Genomic DNA, 19,954 nt, shown 5'->3' on the forward strand with positions numbered 1-19,954 from the left:
AATACTTGTTGAAAATATTGTATCACAGCTAAGCTTAAGCTTTAAAAGCTTTTAGCAGGCACCGGTAAAATAGTTTCCCATAGATGCTCAACACGTAGCTCTTCTTCGTTTACCAATAAATGAATTTCTCCATGATCTTTTGAAGTACGAATCAAGCGACCAATTCCTTGTTGTATGCGGAGCTGCATGAAAGGCAAGTCAATTTCTTCTAATGGATTGTTGCTGAATTTACGTTTCGCATCAAAAACAGGATCTTTAGGTGGGAATGGCAAATCAACGATAATTACTTTCGTTAATGCTTCACCCGGTAAATCCAACCCTTCCCACAAGTGATATGAGCAGAGAATTTGGAATTTCCCTTGCTGGAATTCTTTAACGACTGTCGATAATTCGCGGTCCCCTTCAAATTCAATCGCGTATTGGTGGTCTAACGGAAGTGATTTTTTGAAATTGTCCATATCTACTTTTGAAGTAAACAATACGAGCGTCTGATCTCCCGTACTAAATAAATCGTAGACGCGTTCAAATTTCTGATCTTGTTCTAAAGGATGCTTAAAGATTTTCATTACATCTTCGTATTCAAACGGCGATGGCACAGAAAACGACTGGAATTTGTCAATTCCAAGGCTATCTGATAAGTATGTGAAATCTTTTTGAATGGATAAAGTAGCAGAAGAAAAAGTGATTGGAATTTTGCCATCAAATAATTTTTCGTCTAATATATCCGTAACTAGGCGCGGCATAATAACTAGCGTCTCAATTTCGTCTTTAATTTCTAACCACGTTACCGCGTCGCCTTCTTCTACAAATAAACGCATCGAAAATGTGTATTGTTCGAAATACTCTTCGGCCAATCTCAATTCGTATTCAGGAATCGTAAAAAGTTCGCCTTCAAAAACAAACTCCTCCATCATCAAATCAATGTGACGCACTAGCAAATTTCCGACTTTAATCAACTCTGGATCTTTTGTGATGGCTTTACGATCTTCATCACTTTTGACTGTGTGGATACGAAGCAAGCGGAAAAATTCATTGTGTAGATCGATTGTTTGCTCGATCATATTCAATGTTTTTTCACGCATGCCATCTGAAAGAATGCTTTCTGTCACATCTTGCAATGTGCTTTCTTGCACTTCGTATGTCAACGCACGTTGTGCAGCAAACTCGAGTAAATGACCTTCATCTAAAACAATTTGAGAGAATTCAGGAAGCAGTGGCGTTTGCCCTTCTCGTTTACGTGTTTCTTTTGTCCATATATGTTCCATAAGGAAATCATGTGAACAAATAACCAAATCAGTCGCTTGACGGTAATGATTACGGTGAATAGTTTGTCCACATTTGTTTCTCAATTCACAAGCATTACAGTTTTGAATCGGATGATAATTAACTTGTTGCCATTCTTCATCTGTAACTTCCGGATAGCTTGAACGTTCTCCGTAAGGGTACGTATTTTGCATGGAAAACGTTTTGTTGACAAATTCCGGCAAACTATCTTCTATATCAAATACAAAATCATCATCAATGCGTTTTTTTGCTCCCTCTAAGCGCTGAAGGCATAAATATTGATCACGTGATTTCGCCAGTCGAACATCTAAATTCAAATCAAATAAATCATTTAACCGATCAACGTCGCCGCCCTTTTTGACCAATTGCTCGATCAAAGTTTCATCTGCACATGAAATTAAAGCCGGTTTTCCTGTATAACGAGCATATGCAATTGCTGGTAACAAATAGGCCATTGTTTTTCCAGTTCCAACTCCTGCTTCAGCAAACAAAACCGATTTTTCTTTTAACGCCTGTTCAATTTGAAAAGACATAAAAATTTGTTCATCGCGAAGATCATAGCCTTTTTCAGGAAGTTCGTCGTAAAATACATCACCAATCCAGTCATTGAGTGATTCAAAGAAAGTTTTGTCTTTTGATAAAGCGAATGGTAGTGGTTGTCTCATATATTCTCCTCACAGAGAAACGGAAGAGCCTGTGCCCTTCCGTTTCGTCTCATTTATTTTTTAGAACGTTCTCCCCAGAATTGGAAAAGATCCGTACGGATAAATCCGTTAAATAGTTTGCGTTTTTTAGTAGCTGGTTGACCGTAAAGTGTTTCAAAACGCCCCATTGACGACAACATATAAACCGACCATGTTGGGTGTTTAGCAAATACACGCCCCATGTCACCAATCATTTCTTCGATGACTTCAATCTCCCCAATACGTTCTCCGTATGGTGGGTTACCTACAACAACGCCATTTTCTTCAGTTGCCACAAAATCCCTTACTTGACGCTGTTCAAAGCGGATCAAGTCCGCAAAGCCGGCTTCACGCGCATTTTCTTCTGCGACTGTCAACATACGGTGGTCAATGTCTGTACCTAAAATATTCAGTGGCTGATCATAATTCGCTAATTCTTCCGCTTCTTCGCGAACTTCATCCCATAGTTTTTGTCCCATCCAAGGCCATTCTTCGCTATCAAAATCACGGTTATAGCCGGGTGCTAAATTTTGACCGATCATCGCAGCTTCAATCGCGAGAGTTCCTGATCCACAGAAAGGATCTACGAACGGACGGTCTGGCGTCCATCTAGATAATTTTACAAGTGCCGCAGCAAGTGTTTCTTTTAATGGTGCTTCACCTTGGTCCAAACGATAGCCGCGTTTATGTAATCCTGCTCCGCTTGTGTCGATTGATAATTGAACTTTGTCTTTTAAAATAGAAACTTCAATTTTAAAGCGTGGTCCAGTTTCATCTAAAAATGAATTGCGTTGATAGGCTTTTTTCAAGCGTTCAACAATAGCTTTTTTTACAATAGATTGACAGTTTGGCACACTGTGTAAGGTCGATTTAACCGATTTCCCTTGAACCGGAAACTCAGCATCTACTGGAAGGAATTTTTCCCATTCGATTTCTTTTGTACGTTCAAACAATTCGTCAAAAGTATACGCATTAAATTCACCCGCGATGATTTTTACACGGTCAGCAGTACGTAGCCATAAGTTGGCTTTGGCTATATCTCTCTCGTTTCCTTCAAAAAATACTTTGCCGTTTTCTGTTTCTGTTTCATACCCTAATTCTTTTACTTCGTTAGCGACAATCGACTCAAGTCCCATTGCGGCTGTTGCGAGCAATTTAAATGTTGTCATAATGACTCCCTCTCTAGTTATTTACTATTTCAGTTTTACGTTTAATCGTTAGACATTTCAAATTAAATACGCATAAAGAAATCGCTACAGGCGGACGCTTTCCTGCAGGAGTCGCCGCCTTTTGCTCTTTTTTTTCATGTTGAGAAATCGTTTAGCGCTATATCTAACCGTTTAAAGTTTATCCAAAAGATTAAAATATATCAGTCTAACTTATTCATTTATATCATAATATGAAGAAAAGCTCCCCGACAGGAGAGCCATTGATAAGCATTTTAAGACCATGTGAAATTCTATAAGCCATGTTTTGTTTCCACGTACTCAAACGGCTTGCACCTTGTACTAGTGGACAGCAATCATCTATCTGCAAGTTTGCACCTGCCTCTTCATCAGTTCATTTCCTTCAGAAAAGTGCCCCTACCATAATTTGGGTTTCTCGCTCACGGGGTTTACCTCGTTCCACCTGTATAATTTCTTATACAGCTCCGTCACTGTGGCACCTTCAGGGTATTCCGACCATATCCTAAGACTTAGGCGTTCTACCCGCCGTCAGCTATTGCTAGCTGCCTCAGCTTATTGTTTCACTGAGCGCGATCACTACGGTCATCTCAGAACCGTGCGAGCATGGACTTTCCTCTCCGGCACGACACCAGAGCGATTGCCAGAATTTCAAATGGCTTATTAAGTATACGCTATTCAACGAGAGAAAACAATTGTTTTAGTTGTTGTCTAACTTATTGCCAAACACATGGTTTTCTAAATGTGACAACCGGCGTAAAATATCAAAATTAGTTGTGCCAGGTGCTGGTGTAGCTTGTTTTTTCGGCGAGTTTTCTAACTCTGAACGTAATCGTTGGTTTTCATTTTGAAGTTGTTCAATTCGTTTTGTGAAAGCTTCATAATCCTGGATAACTTCATCTAGGAAATGATCTACCTCATCTTGATTGTATCCGCGCATTGCTGTTTTAAAATCTTTTTCTAGAATATCCTTAGATGTAAATTTATTGTCCATTTTAATCGTCCTTCCATAAAAAAAATACCTTTTATTTAGTATAGCATATGGCACATTTTTCGTGTCTAGTCTTCGTGAACTTGTAAGTGTTTTTTTCGCTTTTTCGCTTCCAAACGCACTTGTCTTTTGTCAATATCTGCCACCAGCGACAGGCGTACGTTTGTATGTTCGCTAGCTTCTTTTGCAAATCCAGCCATGATAGCCGCTTGGTTTAAATCACGTAATTGATGCTCGTAAAGTTTTGCAGCATGAATCCATGCTTCTACTTCAATGCTCCCTCGCAAATGAGGAGCTGCTTCTTTAAATAACCGGACGGCTTCTTCATGGTGACCAGCTCGTTTTTTCTGAATAGCTAATAAGTAACGTGCCAAGGCAGATGAAGCACCTCGATCATTTGTTACATGCTCAAGGTAGGCTGCACTTTGGTCAAACTGTTTTAAATCTGCATACCATTTCCCAATATTTGTATAAGCCCCACTTGTTTCAGACTCCATATCTTCCATCAACAAATTAGATGACAGCACATATAATGAAACAAGTGATAGGATATCTAGTTCATTGTGATAAAGAACTTTTGCAAGTCCTTCTGGAAATCCACTTTTTACTGCATCTAAGTAAATGGCCGGGATTAAATACCCCGGTACATCTCCTTGACGTACAAATCCAAGTTTTTCTTCTTCAATGGTACTCAGTTTCATCCGCGCCAATTCATTTTTCCAAATACGTTTTGTCCCATGAAACAAATCGATTTGACGTGGTACTGGTAATTTCGGCAAATCTTGTCGGTGCATCGTCCACCTTGAAGTTAGTTGTGGCCAATCAAAACTTTTCCCGTTATAAGAAAAAATAATTGGGTCATCCGATTTCCATAAACCCGTTTCATACAGAAATGCCGCTTCATGAGAAGGATCAGGCATAATATATTGCATCATTTCAAAATGATCGCTCTTTTTCACTAAAATTCCAATTAAAAAAATATACGCGCCGGTTCCGCTAAGACCCGTCGTTTCCGTGTCGAAAAACAAAAGTGGATCTTGTTCTTTTAGTTTGAATGGATGATCAAAATCGGTTTTTTCCCAAGCTTTTAAAACCGGATCTAGTTCACTTAACATAACTGAACCATGACGCGTGGTAAACGGATACGTAATTTTCTTTTGAAACACATAACCAAATTTATTTTCAATAAGTTCTAGTCCAATATCCTTCCATTTTTCTTCATGGAGTGGACGTTCGGCTCGTTTTGGTTGTTTTTTGGGGGTGGGTTTGTTTTTTAACATGCCTTTCATTTGGAGAAGTTTGCTTTCAAATGACATGGTTCTTCACTCCTCTTTGCGAAGATCATCTAAAAGGCGGATGACATGACTTTTCATACTAATAGCTGCATCTTGTGCACCGATGCACGCGGGGCACCCATCTAAGCATGGACATTCCGAAACATGCTGTAGTGCTTTGTCTAATAAAGGTTTCCACAAGTCGTAAATTCGTTCGCTAATGCCAATTCCACCGGGATATGAGTCATGAATGAAAAATGTTGGCATATCGTTATGTGGTGATTTCACTTGAGGTACAACATGAACATCTCGGCGATCACACTGAACAAATATTGGGATAAACGACTCTATCGCATACGCTGCACCGGTCATAGTATCTGACAACTCTGATTCCGAAAAATCTTCAGGCTTTGAGAAGCTAAGCCAAGTAGAAGAAGTATGAAGTTCTTCTGGTGGCAAAGAAATTGGACCAGAACCAATATTGTCATGTGAGTCAAAACGGATTTTTTTGAAAATGGTTGGCATTGCTAGAACCGCAATATCTCCATAAAACACTTCTGAACCATTCATTTTTTTATCTTTATCTTCGCTCATTACTTTTAATTCGACTGCTAAATTAGCATCGGTGAAATAATCTACGTCGACTTCTCTGACATAAGCCTTTTTTTCTTCCCAGTCTAAAATCTCAACTTGAAACTGCGTCCCCTGATGCAAGTAAATGGCTTCTTCGTGCAATAAGGTCATAGCGCTAAAGCGATCCATTTCACCAATCACTCGCGTATCTGCTGGAACCGATTGGTCGATGATGACAACATTTTCTTGTGAAGCAGAGCGCAGAGAAATATCGTGCGCTGGGAAGCGGTCGCTCATCCAGTGCCAACGATCTGACGTACGTACAAGCACGCCTTCTTCTTGTAAGTATTCGAGAAGTTCTTGTACTTCAAATTCTCCATACTGATCATCAATTCGAAACGGCAATTCAAAAGAAGCACATTTCAAATGATCCATTAAAATAATAATATTTTCTGGATGAATACGCGCTTCTTCTGGGGATTGGTCAAGCAAATATTCTGGATGATTAATAATGTATTGATCAAGCGCTGTAGATTGCGCAACATAAATAACGAGTGATTCGTCTTGACGACGGCCTGCGCGCCCTGCCTGTTGCCATGCGCTGGCAATATTACCTGGGTATCCTGTCATGATACATGCTTGTAGCTGACCGATATCTACACCGAGTTCTAAAGCATTAGTTGACACCACACATTGAATCGACCCATCACGAAGTCCTTTTTCAATCGCGCGCCGTTCAGTCGGCAAATAGCCTCCTCGGTAGCCTTTGATCGAGTCGTCCTGCAGTTTCATTTTCGTTACTGCTTGTAAATAAGTAACTAACATTTCGACACGAACTCGACTTTTTGCAAAAACAATAGTTTGAATACCATTTTTGATTAGGTGTGTTGCCAAGTCGCGAACTTCAAGAATCGCACTTCTGCGAACACCAAAGGTTGGGTGAATAATTGGTGGATTATAAAAGACTATATGTTTTTTCCCAGAAGGTGCACCATTCTGGTCAATTAATTTATGTGTACTATTTGTTAAGTTTTCTGCCAGTTCTTTTGGGTTAGCGATTGTCGCTGAAGTACATATAAAGACAGGATTGCTGCCGTAAAACTCACAAATGCGTTTTAGTCGACGAATAACGTGTGCTACGTGCGTTCCGAATATTCCTTTGTACGTATGCAATTCATCAATAACTATATAATGAAGGTTTTCAAAAAGAGAAACCCATTTCGTATGATGTGGCAATATGGCTGAATGGAGCATATCTGGATTGGTCATGACAATTTGACCGGCTTTTCGCACTTTTGTACGAATAGCTGGTGATGTGTCCCCATCATATGTGTAAGACAAAATTTCTTCCTCTGTTTTTTCGATCAAATCATGCAGATCACTTTTTTGATCTTGTGCTAATGCTTTTGTAGGGAACAAATAAAGAGCTCGCGCACCTGGGTCATTTAGAATTTTGTGCAAGACGGGCAAGTGGTAACAATACGATTTACCTGATGCAGTAGGTGTCACAGCCGTGAACGAATCCCCTGCTGTAGCTAAATCAAAAGCTTCACGTTGATGCGTATAAAGTTGCTCAATGCCTTTTTTTCTCAGAGCCGCTTTTAAGCTATCGTGCATCTCCGGTGGAAAATCAGCATACTGGGCAGGTTTTTCTTGTCTTGTATGCCAATGGACTATTCGCTCCATCATATCTGGTTCCGTTTTCCACTCTTCCATCAATACAGGCAATGTTTTTCGTTTAATCATGCTTTTTACTCTTCTCGTCTATTGCCATGATAAAAGTTTGTAACGTATATTGTGCTGCTTGAATCGTTTGGATAAAGCGCTTTTTGCTTGTTTCTTTGTAAAAGCTTTGAACAAAAAACTGTGTCATGCCTTCTGCAGCTGTATCAATTTGCGGCTTATGCACATATTTTGGTCGTTCTTGTTGTATATAAAGTAATGATTCTTTTTGCCACTCATTTATTTTGCCGTGCCAAATATCAGCGTATGGTTTAACATCTTCATAAAAATCAGCGACCGCGTCCAATTCACGCATTTCGTAAAAGCGATCTAAGCATTTTCCACATTCATCATATAATGTAGAAGAGAGTTCTCTAACTGTCATTTTGCATTCCCTCCATTAGCCTTTAGTTTATCATATCCACTAAATTGACACGACTTTATCGAACAAGCATTCCTTATTCTTTAATTAGCTTTTAAAATCAGCTATTATAAGTATATCTAAAGCTGATTTATTGGATATTTTCAATGCTAGTCAATAGGTTTCGAATTGTTGAAACCTTTCATCTTATCTGTCGTCTAAAAGCTTGTGATATGATAGAGTGAGCGAGGTGTATCACAATGGCAATCAATTATCCGAATGGCAAAAAATTCATACCGCCGAAAGGTCAACCTGCCAAACAAACAGTTGCCCCTAAAAAGAAAAAAGATTTATCCTTCAGCAATCGGGGTAAGACATTAGAGGACGAATTAAATGAAACCAATGATTATTATCTCCAACTGGGATTAGCTGTCATTCACAAAAAGCCGGTACCACTCCAAATTGTTAAAGTGGAGTATCCTTCGAGAAGCGCTGCGGTAATTCGAGAAGCCTATTTTCAAGCTCCTTCGACCACCGATTATAATGGCGTTTGGAATGGTCGGTATATTGATTTTGAAGCAAAAGAAACACAAAACAAAACTTCATTCCCGTTGCAGAATATTCATGATCATCAAATTCATCACATGTCTAGCGTAGTAAAACAAAACGGAACAGCGTTTATGATTATCCGCTTTTCTTCATGGCAGCGGTATTTTATCATGCCATTTAAAGAACTCGAGGTTTTTTGGAACCGTATGATGTCAGGTGGAAGAAAATCGGTTACTTTGCAAGAAATCGAAGACACTTCATTTGAAATTACACCTGGCGCATTTCCACGTATTGATTATTTGCCCCTTTTAAACAAGCTTTAAGCAACAGTATGTATACGAAAGCGAGGAACCAATCTTGAGCGACAAACAAATTTCGCGTGAAGAACGCCGTAAAGCAATCGAACGCCAAAAGAAAAATAGCAATAAGAAGAAAAAGAAATCCCCTGTATTCCTATGGATTAAGCGCATCGTTTTAATGATGGTAATTATAGGATTAGCTGGCGTTGTGTTTGGGGCCTCTATGTTTGCCTATTATGCAAGCAGTGCACCAGAAATTGACGAAGAATTGCTACGTGATCCTATTAGTCCAACATTTTATGCAGCGGATGGCGAAACAGAAATACCTTATATAACCGCTGAGAATCGAGAATATATTAATTATGAGGATATTCCGAAAACAATGGAAGACGCTATTTTAGCTACAGAAGATAATCGCTTTTATGAGCATTCTGGAATCGATCTTATTCGTCTAGGTGGTGCTGTAATCGCTAATATCACCGGTGGCTTCGGCTCACAGGGTGCGAGCACAATCACTCAACAAGTGATTAAAAATTCATTTTTAACAAATGACAAAACATTAAAACGAAAAGCACAAGAAGCTTATTTAGCTTATAAATTAGAACAAGAATACGAAAAAGAAGAAATTTTTGAGATGTATTTCAATAAAATTTTGATGTCCGGAAATATTTATGGTTTTGGAACAGCATCAACGTATTTCTATGGCAAGCCTCTTGAAGAATTAACTTTAGCTGAAACAGCATTGTTGGCTGGAATGCCCCAAAGCCCGAATGGTTATAACCCTTTCAAAAATCCAGAACGCGCTATAGATCGTCGTAATATCGTGCTAGGATTGATGGACCAACATGGCAAAATCAGTACAGAAGAAAAAGAACAAGCGCGACAAGCGTCTCTTGAAGACTCGCTAGTAGCTGAAGAAGACCGCCAGCAACAAGTTCCAAATACTGAATATACGGCGTTTATGGAAATGGTAGAAAATGAACTTGAAACTCTAGATGGCGATTATTCGCTAGATGAAGGATTAAAAATTTACACAACTTTAGAACCTTACGTCCAAGAAAAAGTAAATGATGCAATGGCTTCTGATTTGTTTTTTGATGATGAAGTTCAATCAGCTATGACAGTGGTCGACACGAAAACTGGCGGAATTAGTGCTATCGGTGCTGCACGTGATTATACTGGTGATGTTCGTCATAATTACGCAACATCAAAAGATCGTCCAATAGGATCTACTATTAAACCCTTAGTAGATTATGGTCCTGCTATCGAATATTTAGATTGGTCTACTGGTCAAACCGTAGTCGATGAGCCTTATAAATATAATGATAATGACCAAGAAATCCGGAATGTTGATGGAGAATTTTTAGGCACTATGACAATTCGCGAAGCGCTTTATCGCTCACGCAATATTCCTGCTGTTAAAACCTTGCAAGAAGTTGGCATGGAAAATGCAGAAGAGTTTACACAGAAGTTAGGATTGGATTTTGGTAATATTTATGAATCCGCTGCACTTGGTTCACCAGAAAAAAATATTTCTACTGTTGAAATGGCAGGTGCCTTTGCTGCATTTGGTAACAAAGGATCTTTTACTAAGCCTCACACCATTAAGAAAATTATTTTCCGTGATGGATCTACAGAACAAATCGTAGCCCCTGAACCTGTTCAAGCAATGAAAGATAGTACGGCTTATATGGTAACGGATATGCTAAGAGATGTTGTAGATTTGAATACGCCAGGATCTACAGGTAAGGAAGTCGCTATTAACGGACTCGATATGGCTGGAAAAACTGGAACTACAAATTACTCAGCTGATAACCTAAAAGAATTTGGTCTAGATGCAAGCTCTGCACCAGATGTTTGGTTTGCTGGTTTCACAACAGATTATTCAATTTCTGTGTGGAGCGGTTACGCTGATCGAAAAACACCAATTGACACGGCATCAAACGAGCGCTTGCTTGCTCAACGATTATTCAAAAATGTGATGTCACAAATTTCTTCACCTGAAACAGCTAGCTTTGAGCAACCAGATTCTGTTACAGAACAAGTTATTGAAGTTGGATCTGACCCATTAAAACTAGCTAGTGCATTTACGCCGTATAATATGAGAAGCTCTGAACTATTTGCACGTGGCACTGAACCCAATTCAGTATCGCAGCGTTACGTAGTCGAAGATTTAAAGACGCCAAGTAGCTTACGAGCAAATGTTGATGGTAATTCGGCCAATTTATCATGGGATTCTAGTGATAAAGATGTATCGTTCGAAGTTTCTGTAGAAGTTGATGGGTCTCGTTCAGTGCTCTCTACATCATCAAGTAAATCTTATACGTTCAATGGTTTGGAAGAAGGCAAATCTTATACCTTCCGCGTTGTCGCATTCAACGATACTCAGCGTAGTGATCCAGCATCGACTGTTGTCAAAGTTGCTGCCGCTCCTGAAGAACCGGAAGAAGAGCCTGAGGAAGAACCTGTCGAAGAAGAGCCTGAGGAAGAACCTGTCGAAGAAGAACCTGTTGAAGAAGAGCCGGCTGAAGAAGAGCTTGAGGAAGAACCGGCTGAAGAAGAACCTGTCGTCGAAGAGGAACCTGCAGTTGAGGAAGATCCAATCGACGTACCGGAAGATCCAACTGAAGAAGAAGAAAGTGAAACACCTGCGGCTAATAGCAGTGGTAACAACAATGCCGGAAATGAAAATAACAATGGTAGCGGCAATGGTGACAAAAATGATACCAACACCAATAGCGATAATACAAATTGATCGACAAAACCCCCGAATGCCTAAGCATTCGGGGGTTTTCCTGTTATTTATTCAAGTGTTTGTGTTCAATGCGTTTTCTAGCTATTATTTTCTTTAGTTCCGAAAATAATTCATCTAGTTGACGATAAGCTGCATAAGTACTTAGAGAAAACTCGATAAATAACAAGCGCTCAGCACCATTTAATGGTTCAAAGCTCTCTTCATCTAATGCACATCGACAATGAGCCAACAGTTTTTTGTACACTTCTATACCGGATTGTGTAACTTCCTTAACAGCTTTATTGCGTAATTTATGCATGTCATTAATTTGGATTGAAAGGTGATTCCATTTTAAAAAATATGGATCTATCTGTTCTTTAGTTAACTTCGGTGACGATTTCACGTTTAACCAATCCTTTTTTCTCGCGTTTTTGCCCTTCTCGACATCGATCAAAAAGTGGACAAATATGACAACCCGGATTTTGTGATTTGCAATGATAGCGCCCGAAAAAAATAATTTGGTGATGTGTTTTAGACCAATCGTCTGCAGGGGTTTTCTTCATGATTGTTTCTTCTACTTGAAGCGGATTATCTTTCCACCGACTCAAGCCTAACCGTTTAGCTACTCGTTCAACATGCGTGTCTACAGCTAAAGCCGGAATCCCAAAAGCTACAGACACAACAACATTAGCTGTCTTACGCCCAACTCCTGGGAGCGTCATTAATAAGTCTCTGTCAGCAGGCACTATGCTAGAGTGTTCGTCGATTAAAATTCGGCTAAGAGCTTGGATGTTTTTAGCCTTATTGCGAAACAAACCAATCGAGCGGATGTCTTGCTGTAATTCTTCTATCGAGACAGCCACGTAGTCCTCTGGTGTATGATACTTTTGGAATAAATCGGCTGTAACTCGGTTGACGAGTTTATCCGTACATTGTGCAGATAACAAAGTCGCGATTAATAAATCAAATGGATTGCGGTGCACCAACTCACAATGAGCATCTGGAAACATAAGATCCATCTCTTCTAGACAAGTTAACCATTCTTTTTTAGACATCATCTACTTCACCTTCTAGTTACGGTCTTCCAACCAATTGTAAAATTGAACTTTTTTCACTGCATTTTCAGTCGGCTGAATCCGGATATTTTTTTCTCTAAAAGAATTTGCATGCTTAGTGACTTGTGTAGAAGTCTTAATATTTTTCTTTTTCCATTCAAATAAAATTCGATCTATATACCGCAAACTCAGTTTCTCAGAAATAACTGCTTCTTTAAGCGCCATTCGAATAACTTCTGGTGTGTGGCCATCTTGGTCCATCCACATCGAAATAGTCTCGATTTCCATCGGAGATAAGAAACGTCCAAATTCTTGTTCAAATAACTGGAAGATCTCCCCTTCCAACTCTTTTTGAGTATTTTCTTTTATTTCATGCTGCTCTTTGTAAACACAGTCTAATAAACGATCCCATAAAGGTTGTAGAGAAATTACTTCCGTTAAAACATCCTGTTCAGTTGTTTGTTCGATCGACAAATAACCTTGTTGCATTAATTTTTGTAACATGGTCGTTACGCTTTTTTGAGAAGTCATCATGCGTGCACCAATTTCATTTGGCGTGGGAAACTGATTTCCAGCTTGTTGAAATGATTGAATGTGCATTAACAGCATCGCCTCTTCATCTGTAATCTTCAGTTCTTTGTAAAACTGAAAAAAAAGCTGGGAAATGGTAACATTCCCCTGCTCAATCCACGTTTGTAATCGATTAGGTTGTTTCATATCCCAACCACCTTTCCTATTATTCATTTTTATGGGTATAAACGGTTTAATAGACGTGGGAATGGAATGGACTCTCTAATATGCTCCACACCACTAATCCAAGCTACTGTACGTTCAAGACCTAAACCAAATCCAGAATGCGGAACTGCTCCGTATTTACTTAAGTCTAAATACCAAGCATATGCCTCTTCATCTAAATTATGTTCTTGAATGCGTTTTTTCATTAATTCATAATCATGAATCCGTTCTGAGCCACCGATAATTTCCCCATATCCTTCTGGGGCAATCATGTCTGCACATAGCACAACATCGTCACGATCTGGATGCGGCTGCATGTAGAATGGCTTGATGCCGATCGGGTAATGAGTGATAAATATTGGCATATCATAGCTTTCTGCTAATGCTGTTTCGTGTGGTGCACCAAAATCTTCGCCCCATTTAATATCATCAAATCCATTATCGTTTAACCATTTAATCGCATCATCATAAGAAACACGAGGGAATGGCGCTTTAATTTTTTCAAGTTTCGATACGTCTCTACCAAGACGATCCAAGTCTAGTTTGCAGTTTTTCAAAACTGACTGAACAATATGAGAAACATATTGCTCTTGTACTTCTAAACTTTCTGCATGTTCGATAAATGCCATTTCCGGTTCAATCATCCAAAACTCGATTAAGTGACGGCGCGTTTTAGATTTTTCCGCTCGGAACGTTGGACCAAACGAAAATACTTTTCCAAGTGCCATCGCCGCTGCTTCCATATAAAGCTGCCCGGACTGAGACAAATAGGCATCTTCGTCAAAGTATTTTGTTGCGAATAATTCAGAAGTCCCTTCTGGAGAAGATCCAGTTAAGATCGGAGGATCGACTTTTACAAAACCGTTATCGTTAAAGAATTCATAAGTCGCACGAATAATTTCGTTACGCACTTTCATAATGGCATGTTGTTTACGAGAACGTAACCATAAGTGACGGTTGTCCATAAGAAATTCTGGCCCGTGTTCTTTCGGCGTAATAGGGAAATCTTTTGCTTCATGGATAACTTCGATACCTGTAACAGCTAGCTCATAACCAAAAGCAGAGCGCTCGTCTTCTTTTACTTCTCCAGTCACATAAACTGAAGTTTCTTGTGTCAGTCCTTTAGCAGTAGCAAATAGCTCATCGCCAACTTCCGCTTTTACGACAACACCTTGTACAAATCCTGAACCGTCGCGTAGCTGTAAGAATGCGATTTTTCCACTTGACCGTTTGTTAGCAATCCACGCGCCTAATTTAATTGTTTCTCCGTTATGTTTAGCCATTTCGGCAATAGTAATTTTTTTCATCTAGCAATAGCCTCCATAGAATAATGTTGTCTTAGTCTTTCCATTTCAATGTTACAAATTGATGAATGCGTTCGACAGCTTCTGTTAAGGTTTCAAGCGATGTCGCATACGACAATCGAATTGTTGAATTCGCGCCAAATCCTGAACCTGGGATAACCGCAACATTTGCTTCTGTTAACAAAGCCGTTACGAAATCATCAACAGATGCATATCCTGTTTTTGTAGCTGCTTCTGAAACATCTGGCAATAAATAAAATGCACCTTGTGGACGAAGAACTTTAAAGCCAGGAATCGCTTGAACTTTAGGGAAAATAATATTCAAGCGTTCTTCAAATGCTTGACGCATTTCTTCAACAGCATCTTGTGGCCCGTTATAGGCTTCAATGGCTGCGTATTGAGACGTTGTCACTGGATTTGATGTTGAATGACTTGCTAAATCCGTCATTGCTTTTATCAGACTAGCATCAGCTGCAGCGTAGCCAATCCGCCATCCTGTCATAGAATGCGATTTTGATACTCCGTTTATTAAAATCGTCCGTTTTTTTGCGTCTTCTGAAAGAGTAGCAATAGATGTATGTTTTACATCTCCATAAATTAATTTTTCATAAATTTCATCAGATACGATTAAAATATCAAATTCGCGGCAAACTTCTGCTAGCGCTTCTAATTCTTCTTTTGAATAAATCATACCTGTTGGATTACTTGGTGTATTAAGAATCACTGCTTTTGTCCGGTCTGTAATAGCTTCTCTAAGTTGTAGAGGAGATATTTTGTACTCCTGACTGGCTGTTGCTTCTATGTATACAGGTACGCCTTGTGCTAATTTCACTTGTTCAGGATAACTCACCCAATACGGAATCGGGATAATTACTTCATCGCCCTCGTTTAATAACACTTGGAACAATGTATAAAGCACATGCTTCGCGCCAATCCCTACCATTACTTCTTTTTGCGAATAATTCAAGCCTTGGTCACGTTGCAATTTATTGATGATGGCTTCTTTTAATGCCGGAAGACCTCCAGCTGGTGTGTATTTCGTCTTCCCGTCTTTCATAGACTGATAAGCTGCTTCAAGGATGTTTTCAGGTGTATTGTAATCAGGCTCACCTGCTCCAAGACCGATGACGTCGACGCCTTGTGCTTTTAACTCATTTGCTTTAGCAGTGATTGCTAATGTTGTAGAAGGTGTTAAAGTTTGTACACGATTTGCTAAGTTGATCAAAGTTCTTCCGCCCTTTCACAAGTTCAATATACGTTTTCTCCATTGTCCATCGTCTGCTGATAAATAAACATAATTTAACGTGTCTTTTTCATCAACAAAAGCAACTTCCCATACTGGCTCTTCACTTTCCATACCTAGTTTTGTATGCAGTATTTTTTTGACGTCCATTTCATTAAGAACCAATTCGCGTGCTTGTTGAGCCGTGATTTTATCTGTTAAGGAAAGTGTTTGTACCTTCCCATCACCTTCTGGTACAAAAACTGCCGTTAACTCACCTTTAGCATTCGTTCCAAGTACTGTCACTGATGCTTGAGCATTTGTATATACATATGCTCTCTCTACATCTTCAATTAACTGTTCACTTTTTGCGCGTTCAATTGCTTGGTCTTCAGTCTCAGAATAAGGTTTATTGCCTAAAAACAATACCATGATGATTATAGTCACTGCCAAAAAAGACAGAAATCCAAGTATAAATGTAATCCATTGTCTCATATAATCACCTATGTTTTATATATTGTGAAAATCGCTTTTTCAGCATTCTCTTTATCAAGCGCTAGCCCGAACATCAAATCTCTATCTTTCAACGTACGATTTAAGGCGTCTACCACTTTATATAAATCTTTTTGATACGTAAGTTCTACTGTTGAGATCACTTCGATTTTTGATTCCATGCTTACGCCTTCCTTTCGTTATATCATTGCTTATTATACCAAGCTTCAATATCGGTTACCATCTTTTCTAATGACACTTTGGACACTTTGACTTCAGGCAATGCATTTATAAATTCTCGACCATATGATTTTGTCTCAATTCTTCGGTCTAAAACGATAAATAAGCCTTTATCGTTTTTCGAACGGATTAAACGCCCAAACCCTTGACGTAAACGAAGTACCGCTTCTGGTAAAGCATATTGTAGAAATGGATTGACTCCTTGTCGCATAATAACTTCAGATCGCGCTTTGAAAATTGGTTCTTCAGGCGATGTAAAAGGCAAGCGCACCACTACTACTGCACGAAGCGCATCTCCCGGAACATCTACTCCTTCCCAGAAACTATTTGTTCCAAAAAGAACGGACTTTTGAAAACGCTGGAAAGATTTCAATAACTTCATACGACTTCCTGATGAAATACCTTGTGCAAATAACATGTATTCATCGAGTAAACCTGTATCTTGAATTAAGTCTACTGTTTTTCGTAACATATCTTGTGACGTAAACAATACAAAACAACGGCCTTCTGTCACAAGTACTGTTTGAATAACGGCATCTGCTACCGATTCAATGTATTCATGTTGAGAAACATTTTGAATATCAGGCATGTCCTCAACTATATAAACATGTGCGCCACGATAGAAACCTTTTGGTGGTTCAAATTTCATAATAGGAACGTGCTGCGGGATTCCAATTTGGTTGACAATAAATCGTTCATTCGCCGGAACCGTCATCGTACCTGACAGCCAAATAATCGCTTTATCGATTCGTGCTGGATTCATTACTTTGTCTACTAAAGATGTTACTGCAAAAGGGCGTTTGTATAAAGAGAGACTCGTTGGCAAACTTCTCAAGTCGCCATCTATCCAACTAACTTCCCCAGCTAATGGAAAGACAAATATTTCACTAAACTCTACCGCTTTCACCATCATTTCCTCTGTCCAATAGCGCCAATCGGCTATCGTCAATTGATCTTTAATCGTTTTTTCAGTTAATCGTTCAGCTTTTTGTAAAACGAGTTGAGACAAATCAATCCATTCATTTAAGTAAAAAAGCATTTCGGTAAAGCGACTGTCTTCAAGTGATAATTCACTTAAAAGAGCCGAATTTTTTTTATGTCGACTCGCTGCAAACTTTGTTGCAAATTCATGTGCGATTAAATTAGAAATTTCGTCAAATAGGGACGTGAATTTCAAAAACAAGGATTCTAGTTTCAACATCTCAGCTATGGTAGAAAATCCAGTTCGTTGTGCCGTCTCCAATAATGTAGCAGCTAATTGTTGATCATCTAAACTGCCAATTTGGCCAAAAATATACTTCCACTGTGTATAAACAAATGTTTTTTCGTGTTGAGAAACTGCTGCTTGCACAACTTGATGCGCTTCATCCCAAATATATGCATCGACATTGGCTAAAATCGACTTTTTACTTAAGTGTTGATTTAGTAAGAATGCGTGATTTGTCACGATGACATGTGCATGTTGTGCTTGTTTTAATGCAAACTCATAAAAATCAGCTTGTTTTTCTTGTTTGTTCAGTTTTCGAATGTGGGATCGACGAATTTTATCAAGAACAAATTGTCCGCCACTTGATGCATTGATTTCGTTTAAATCTCCAGTTTCAGTGGCTGTTAACCAAACCAACACCTGCATTATCGTAAACGTCTCATCATAAGATTCATCGTCACCTTGCAGCAATTCAACAAATCGTGCCAAATCAATATAATGAGATACCCCTTTAATTAACGAGATACGTACTGGTGCACCAATATATTTTTCGACCATTTGCCCTTCTTTTAACACCAGTTGATCTTGTAGATGTGTTGTATAGGTACTGATCAATACTTGTTTTCCTGTGTCGAGCGCAAAGTTTACTGCTGGCAGTAAATAGCCAATTGTTTTGCCCATCCCTGTAGATGCTTCGATTACCAATTCCTTTTTTTGAGTCAATGCGTCCTCAATCGACGTCATCATATCGTATTGACTTGGTCTTTTCTCGAAATTCGGAAACACTTTTTCTAACCCTTCACGCCAATCGCGCGAGTTGGATTGTTTATTGTTTTGTCCTACTTCAAATAAACGTCTTGGTTTTAATGGGATACCTTGAAACCTGTCAAAATCATCAGCCTGTTCATTTCTTTTTTTCTGTGTTAATTCAAAAAAAAGACGAGACAAATCTGATTTCAATTGGAATGATCGTTTGTGAAGAAATGCTAATGTCGCATAAGGCAATGACGCTAAATCTTGTTTTGCACGTAAAAATAAAAGTGCGGTTGCCATTGCATCATCATCTGCGCGGTGAGCACTTTCTAACGGTATACCGAGTTCTGAAGTAATGTCCTGTAATTTAAAGCTGAATGCTGTAGGATACATCAACCTTACTAATTCGACCGTATCCATTGTCAGGCCTTGCCACTTTGGTAAACCGCTACGTTTAAGTTCAGCCTGCAAAAAAGGCAAATCGAAATTAGTATTGTGCGCTACAAAAATAGCATCTTGCATTTTTTCATAAACCGTTTCTGCATAATGTTCAAAAGACTTGGCCCCTGCAACATCAGCGTCTGTAATATTCGTCAAGTCTTGTATAAACAACGGAATCGTTCGACCCGGGTTGATAAATTCTGTATATGTATCGGTGATTTCACCGTTTTCAATCGTTACCATCGCAAGTTGAATAATCCGGTCACCTTTTGCAGGGGAATGGCCCGTTGTTTCAATATCGACAACGACATACTTTTGCGTATTCATCTTAGCCCCTCTTTCTTAGGTGATTGCCTAGAAAAATTGTAACATATCCTGTCGCTTTAAGCTTTCAAGATGAAAATTCAATCTTCTTTTTGTTCCGCTCTATAAAATAAAACAGCTCCCTCTTTGGGAGCTGTTAGCTTACATTACGGTTGCTTCAGGTTCGTAATGAATAATTTCTTTAATTTGGTTTTCGGCATCCATAATGGCAACTGTTGGTTTATGGTCACGCGCGTTTTCATTCATTACATAAGCGTACGATAAAATAATGACGATATCTCCGCGTTGTACAAGACGAGCCGCCGCACCGTTTACACAAATAACGCCACTGCCACGCTCTCCTGCAATAATATACGTTTCAAAACGTGCACCGTTATTATTATTGACTATATGAACTTTTTCATTTGGCAACATGCCAACCGAATCAAGTAAATTTTGATCGATCGTAATGCTTCCTACATAATTTAAATCTGCTTCCGTTACAGTTGCGCGATGAATTTTTGAATTTAACATCATTCTAAGCATGA

Annotated in this window: 17 protein-coding genes and 1 other RNA gene; 2 read left to right on the forward strand and 16 right to left on the reverse strand. The window is 39.0% G+C overall.

Annotated elements, in window-relative coordinates; all coding sequences use genetic code 11:
- Positions 1-41 precede the first annotated feature (41 nt).
- From PLANO_RS08960 to PLANO_RS08985, 7 genes are all read right to left on the reverse strand, one after another.
- On the reverse strand, positions 42-1,949 hold the full coding sequence (locus PLANO_RS08960) for an ATP-dependent DNA helicase (protein ID WP_038704119.1): 1,908 nt from the start codon (positions 1,947-1,949) through the stop codon (positions 42-44).
- 53 nt (positions 1,950-2,002) lie between these two features.
- Entirely contained in the window at positions 2,003-3,136 is a 1,134-nt protein-coding gene (locus tag PLANO_RS08965; protein ID WP_038704120.1) for a THUMP domain-containing class I SAM-dependent RNA methyltransferase, read from the reverse strand.
- A gap of 288 nt (positions 3,137-3,424) precedes the next feature.
- Positions 3,425-3,803: RNase P RNA component class B (gene rnpB, locus PLANO_RS15850), an RNA gene on the reverse strand.
- Between the two features lie 48 nt (positions 3,804-3,851).
- Positions 3,852-4,145, reverse strand: a complete 294-nt coding sequence (gene gpsB, locus PLANO_RS08970) for a cell division regulator GpsB (RefSeq protein WP_038704121.1) — start codon at positions 4,143-4,145, stop codon at positions 3,852-3,854.
- 65 nt (positions 4,146-4,210) lie between these two features.
- Complete coding sequence (locus tag PLANO_RS08975; RefSeq protein WP_038704122.1) at positions 4,211-5,458, reverse strand: ribonuclease H-like domain-containing protein; 1,248 nt, start codon at positions 5,456-5,458, stop codon at positions 4,211-4,213.
- Between the two features lie 6 nt (positions 5,459-5,464).
- Entirely contained in the window at positions 5,465-7,735 is a 2,271-nt protein-coding gene (locus PLANO_RS08980) for a DEAD/DEAH box helicase (RefSeq protein WP_038704123.1), read from the reverse strand.
- Positions 7,728-8,096 carry a YppE family protein gene (locus PLANO_RS08985; protein WP_038704124.1) on the reverse strand — a complete coding sequence of 123 codons (369 nt, stop codon included), beginning with the start codon at positions 8,094-8,096 and terminating at the stop codon, positions 7,728-7,730. Before PLANO_RS08985 ends, PLANO_RS08980 begins: the two co-directional genes overlap by 8 nt.
- Before the next feature lie 236 nt (positions 8,097-8,332).
- Between PLANO_RS08985 and recU the strand changes: the two genes are divergently transcribed.
- Together recU and PLANO_RS08995 are read left to right on the forward strand one after the other, a co-directional pair.
- On the forward strand, positions 8,333-8,944 hold the full coding sequence (recU, locus tag PLANO_RS08990; RefSeq protein ID WP_038704125.1) for a Holliday junction resolvase RecU: 612 nt from the start codon (positions 8,333-8,335) through the stop codon (positions 8,942-8,944).
- 34 nt (positions 8,945-8,978) lie between these two features.
- Positions 8,979-11,675: a penicillin-binding protein 1A gene (locus PLANO_RS08995; RefSeq protein ID WP_038704126.1), complete on the forward strand. Its 2,697-nt coding sequence runs from the start codon at positions 8,979-8,981 to the stop codon at positions 11,673-11,675.
- Between the two features lie 43 nt (positions 11,676-11,718).
- On the opposite strand, the gene PLANO_RS09000 is transcribed toward PLANO_RS08995, so the two are convergent.
- The 9 genes from PLANO_RS09000 to panD form a co-directional block, all read right to left on the reverse strand.
- The gene (locus PLANO_RS09000; protein WP_038704127.1) at positions 11,719-12,057 is read right to left on the reverse strand and encodes a YpoC family protein; all 339 of its coding nucleotides are present in this window, start codon (positions 12,055-12,057) and stop codon (positions 11,719-11,721) included.
- A complete protein-coding gene (gene nth / locus PLANO_RS09005) occupies positions 12,032-12,712 on the reverse strand; it encodes an endonuclease III (protein WP_038704128.1) in 681 nt (226 codons plus the stop codon). Before nth ends, PLANO_RS09000 begins: the two co-directional genes overlap by 26 nt.
- 12 nt (positions 12,713-12,724) lie before the next feature.
- A complete protein-coding gene (locus PLANO_RS09010) occupies positions 12,725-13,426 on the reverse strand; it encodes a DnaD domain-containing protein (protein ID WP_038704129.1) in 702 nt (233 codons plus the stop codon).
- A 29-nt stretch (positions 13,427-13,455) separates the two neighbouring features.
- Positions 13,456-14,751: an asparagine--tRNA ligase gene (gene asnS, locus PLANO_RS09015; protein WP_038704130.1), complete on the reverse strand. Its 1,296-nt coding sequence runs from the start codon at positions 14,749-14,751 to the stop codon at positions 13,456-13,458.
- A 31-nt stretch (positions 14,752-14,782) separates the two neighbouring features.
- Entirely contained in the window at positions 14,783-15,973 is a 1,191-nt protein-coding gene (locus PLANO_RS09020; protein ID WP_038704131.1) for a pyridoxal phosphate-dependent aminotransferase, read from the reverse strand.
- A gap of 15 nt (positions 15,974-15,988) precedes the next feature.
- Positions 15,989-16,465 (reverse strand): cell wall elongation regulator TseB-like domain-containing protein, encoded by a 477-nt coding sequence (locus PLANO_RS09025; protein ID WP_038704132.1) that lies wholly within the window; start codon positions 16,463-16,465, stop codon positions 15,989-15,991.
- 8 nt (positions 16,466-16,473) lie between these two features.
- Positions 16,474-16,644 (reverse strand): YpmA family protein, encoded by a 171-nt coding sequence (locus PLANO_RS15855; protein ID WP_081976649.1) that lies wholly within the window; start codon positions 16,642-16,644, stop codon positions 16,474-16,476.
- A gap of 23 nt (positions 16,645-16,667) precedes the next feature.
- The gene (gene dinG, locus PLANO_RS09030) at positions 16,668-19,430 is read right to left on the reverse strand and encodes an ATP-dependent DNA helicase DinG (RefSeq protein WP_038704133.1); all 2,763 of its coding nucleotides are present in this window, start codon (positions 19,428-19,430) and stop codon (positions 16,668-16,670) included.
- A gap of 138 nt (positions 19,431-19,568) precedes the next feature.
- Positions 19,569-19,952 (reverse strand): aspartate 1-decarboxylase, encoded by a 384-nt coding sequence (gene panD, locus PLANO_RS09035; RefSeq protein ID WP_038704134.1) that lies wholly within the window; start codon positions 19,950-19,952, stop codon positions 19,569-19,571.
- Positions 19,953-19,954 lie beyond the last annotated feature (2 nt).

It is taken from the genome of Planococcus sp. PAMC 21323 (genome assembly GCF_000785555.1).
Lineage (GTDB): Bacteria > Bacillota > Bacilli > Bacillales_A > Planococcaceae > Planococcus.

Coding starts and splice junctions, on each gene's coding strand:
- PLANO_RS08960 (WP_038704119.1), bottom strand. CDS start 1,949: ATGAGACAACCACTACCATTCGCTTTATCAAAAGACAAAACTTTCTTT.
- gpsB (WP_038704121.1), bottom strand. CDS start 4,145: ATGGACAATAAATTTACATCTAAGGATATTCTAGAAAAAGATTTTAAA.
- PLANO_RS15855 (WP_081976649.1), bottom strand. CDS start 16,644: ATGGAATCAAAAATCGAAGTGATCTCAACAGTAGAACTTACGTATCAA.
- asnS (WP_038704130.1), bottom strand. CDS start 14,751: ATGAAAAAAATTACTATTGCCGAAATGGCTAAACATAACGGAGAAACA.
- nth (WP_038704128.1), bottom strand. CDS start 12,712: ATGATGTCTAAAAAAGAATGGTTAACTTGTCTAGAAGAGATGGATCTT.
- PLANO_RS09025 (WP_038704132.1), bottom strand. CDS start 16,465: ATGAGACAATGGATTACATTTATACTTGGATTTCTGTCTTTTTTGGCA.
- PLANO_RS09010 (WP_038704129.1), bottom strand. CDS start 13,426: ATGAAACAACCTAATCGATTACAAACGTGGATTGAGCAGGGGAATGTT.
- PLANO_RS08975 (WP_038704122.1), bottom strand. CDS start 5,458: ATGTCATTTGAAAGCAAACTTCTCCAAATGAAAGGCATGTTAAAAAAC.
- PLANO_RS08985 (WP_038704124.1), bottom strand. CDS start 8,096: ATGACAGTTAGAGAACTCTCTTCTACATTATATGATGAATGTGGAAAA.
- panD (WP_038704134.1), bottom strand. CDS start 19,952: ATGCTTAGAATGATGTTAAATTCAAAAATTCATCGCGCAACTGTAACG.
- recU (WP_038704125.1), top strand. CDS start 8,333: ATGGCAATCAATTATCCGAATGGCAAAAAATTCATACCGCCGAAAGGT.
- PLANO_RS08980 (WP_038704123.1), bottom strand. CDS start 7,735: ATGATTAAACGAAAAACATTGCCTGTATTGATGGAAGAGTGGAAAACG.
- PLANO_RS08965 (WP_038704120.1), bottom strand. CDS start 3,136: ATGACAACATTTAAATTGCTCGCAACAGCCGCAATGGGACTTGAGTCG.
- dinG (WP_038704133.1), bottom strand. CDS start 19,430: ATGAATACGCAAAAGTATGTCGTTGTCGATATTGAAACAACGGGCCAT.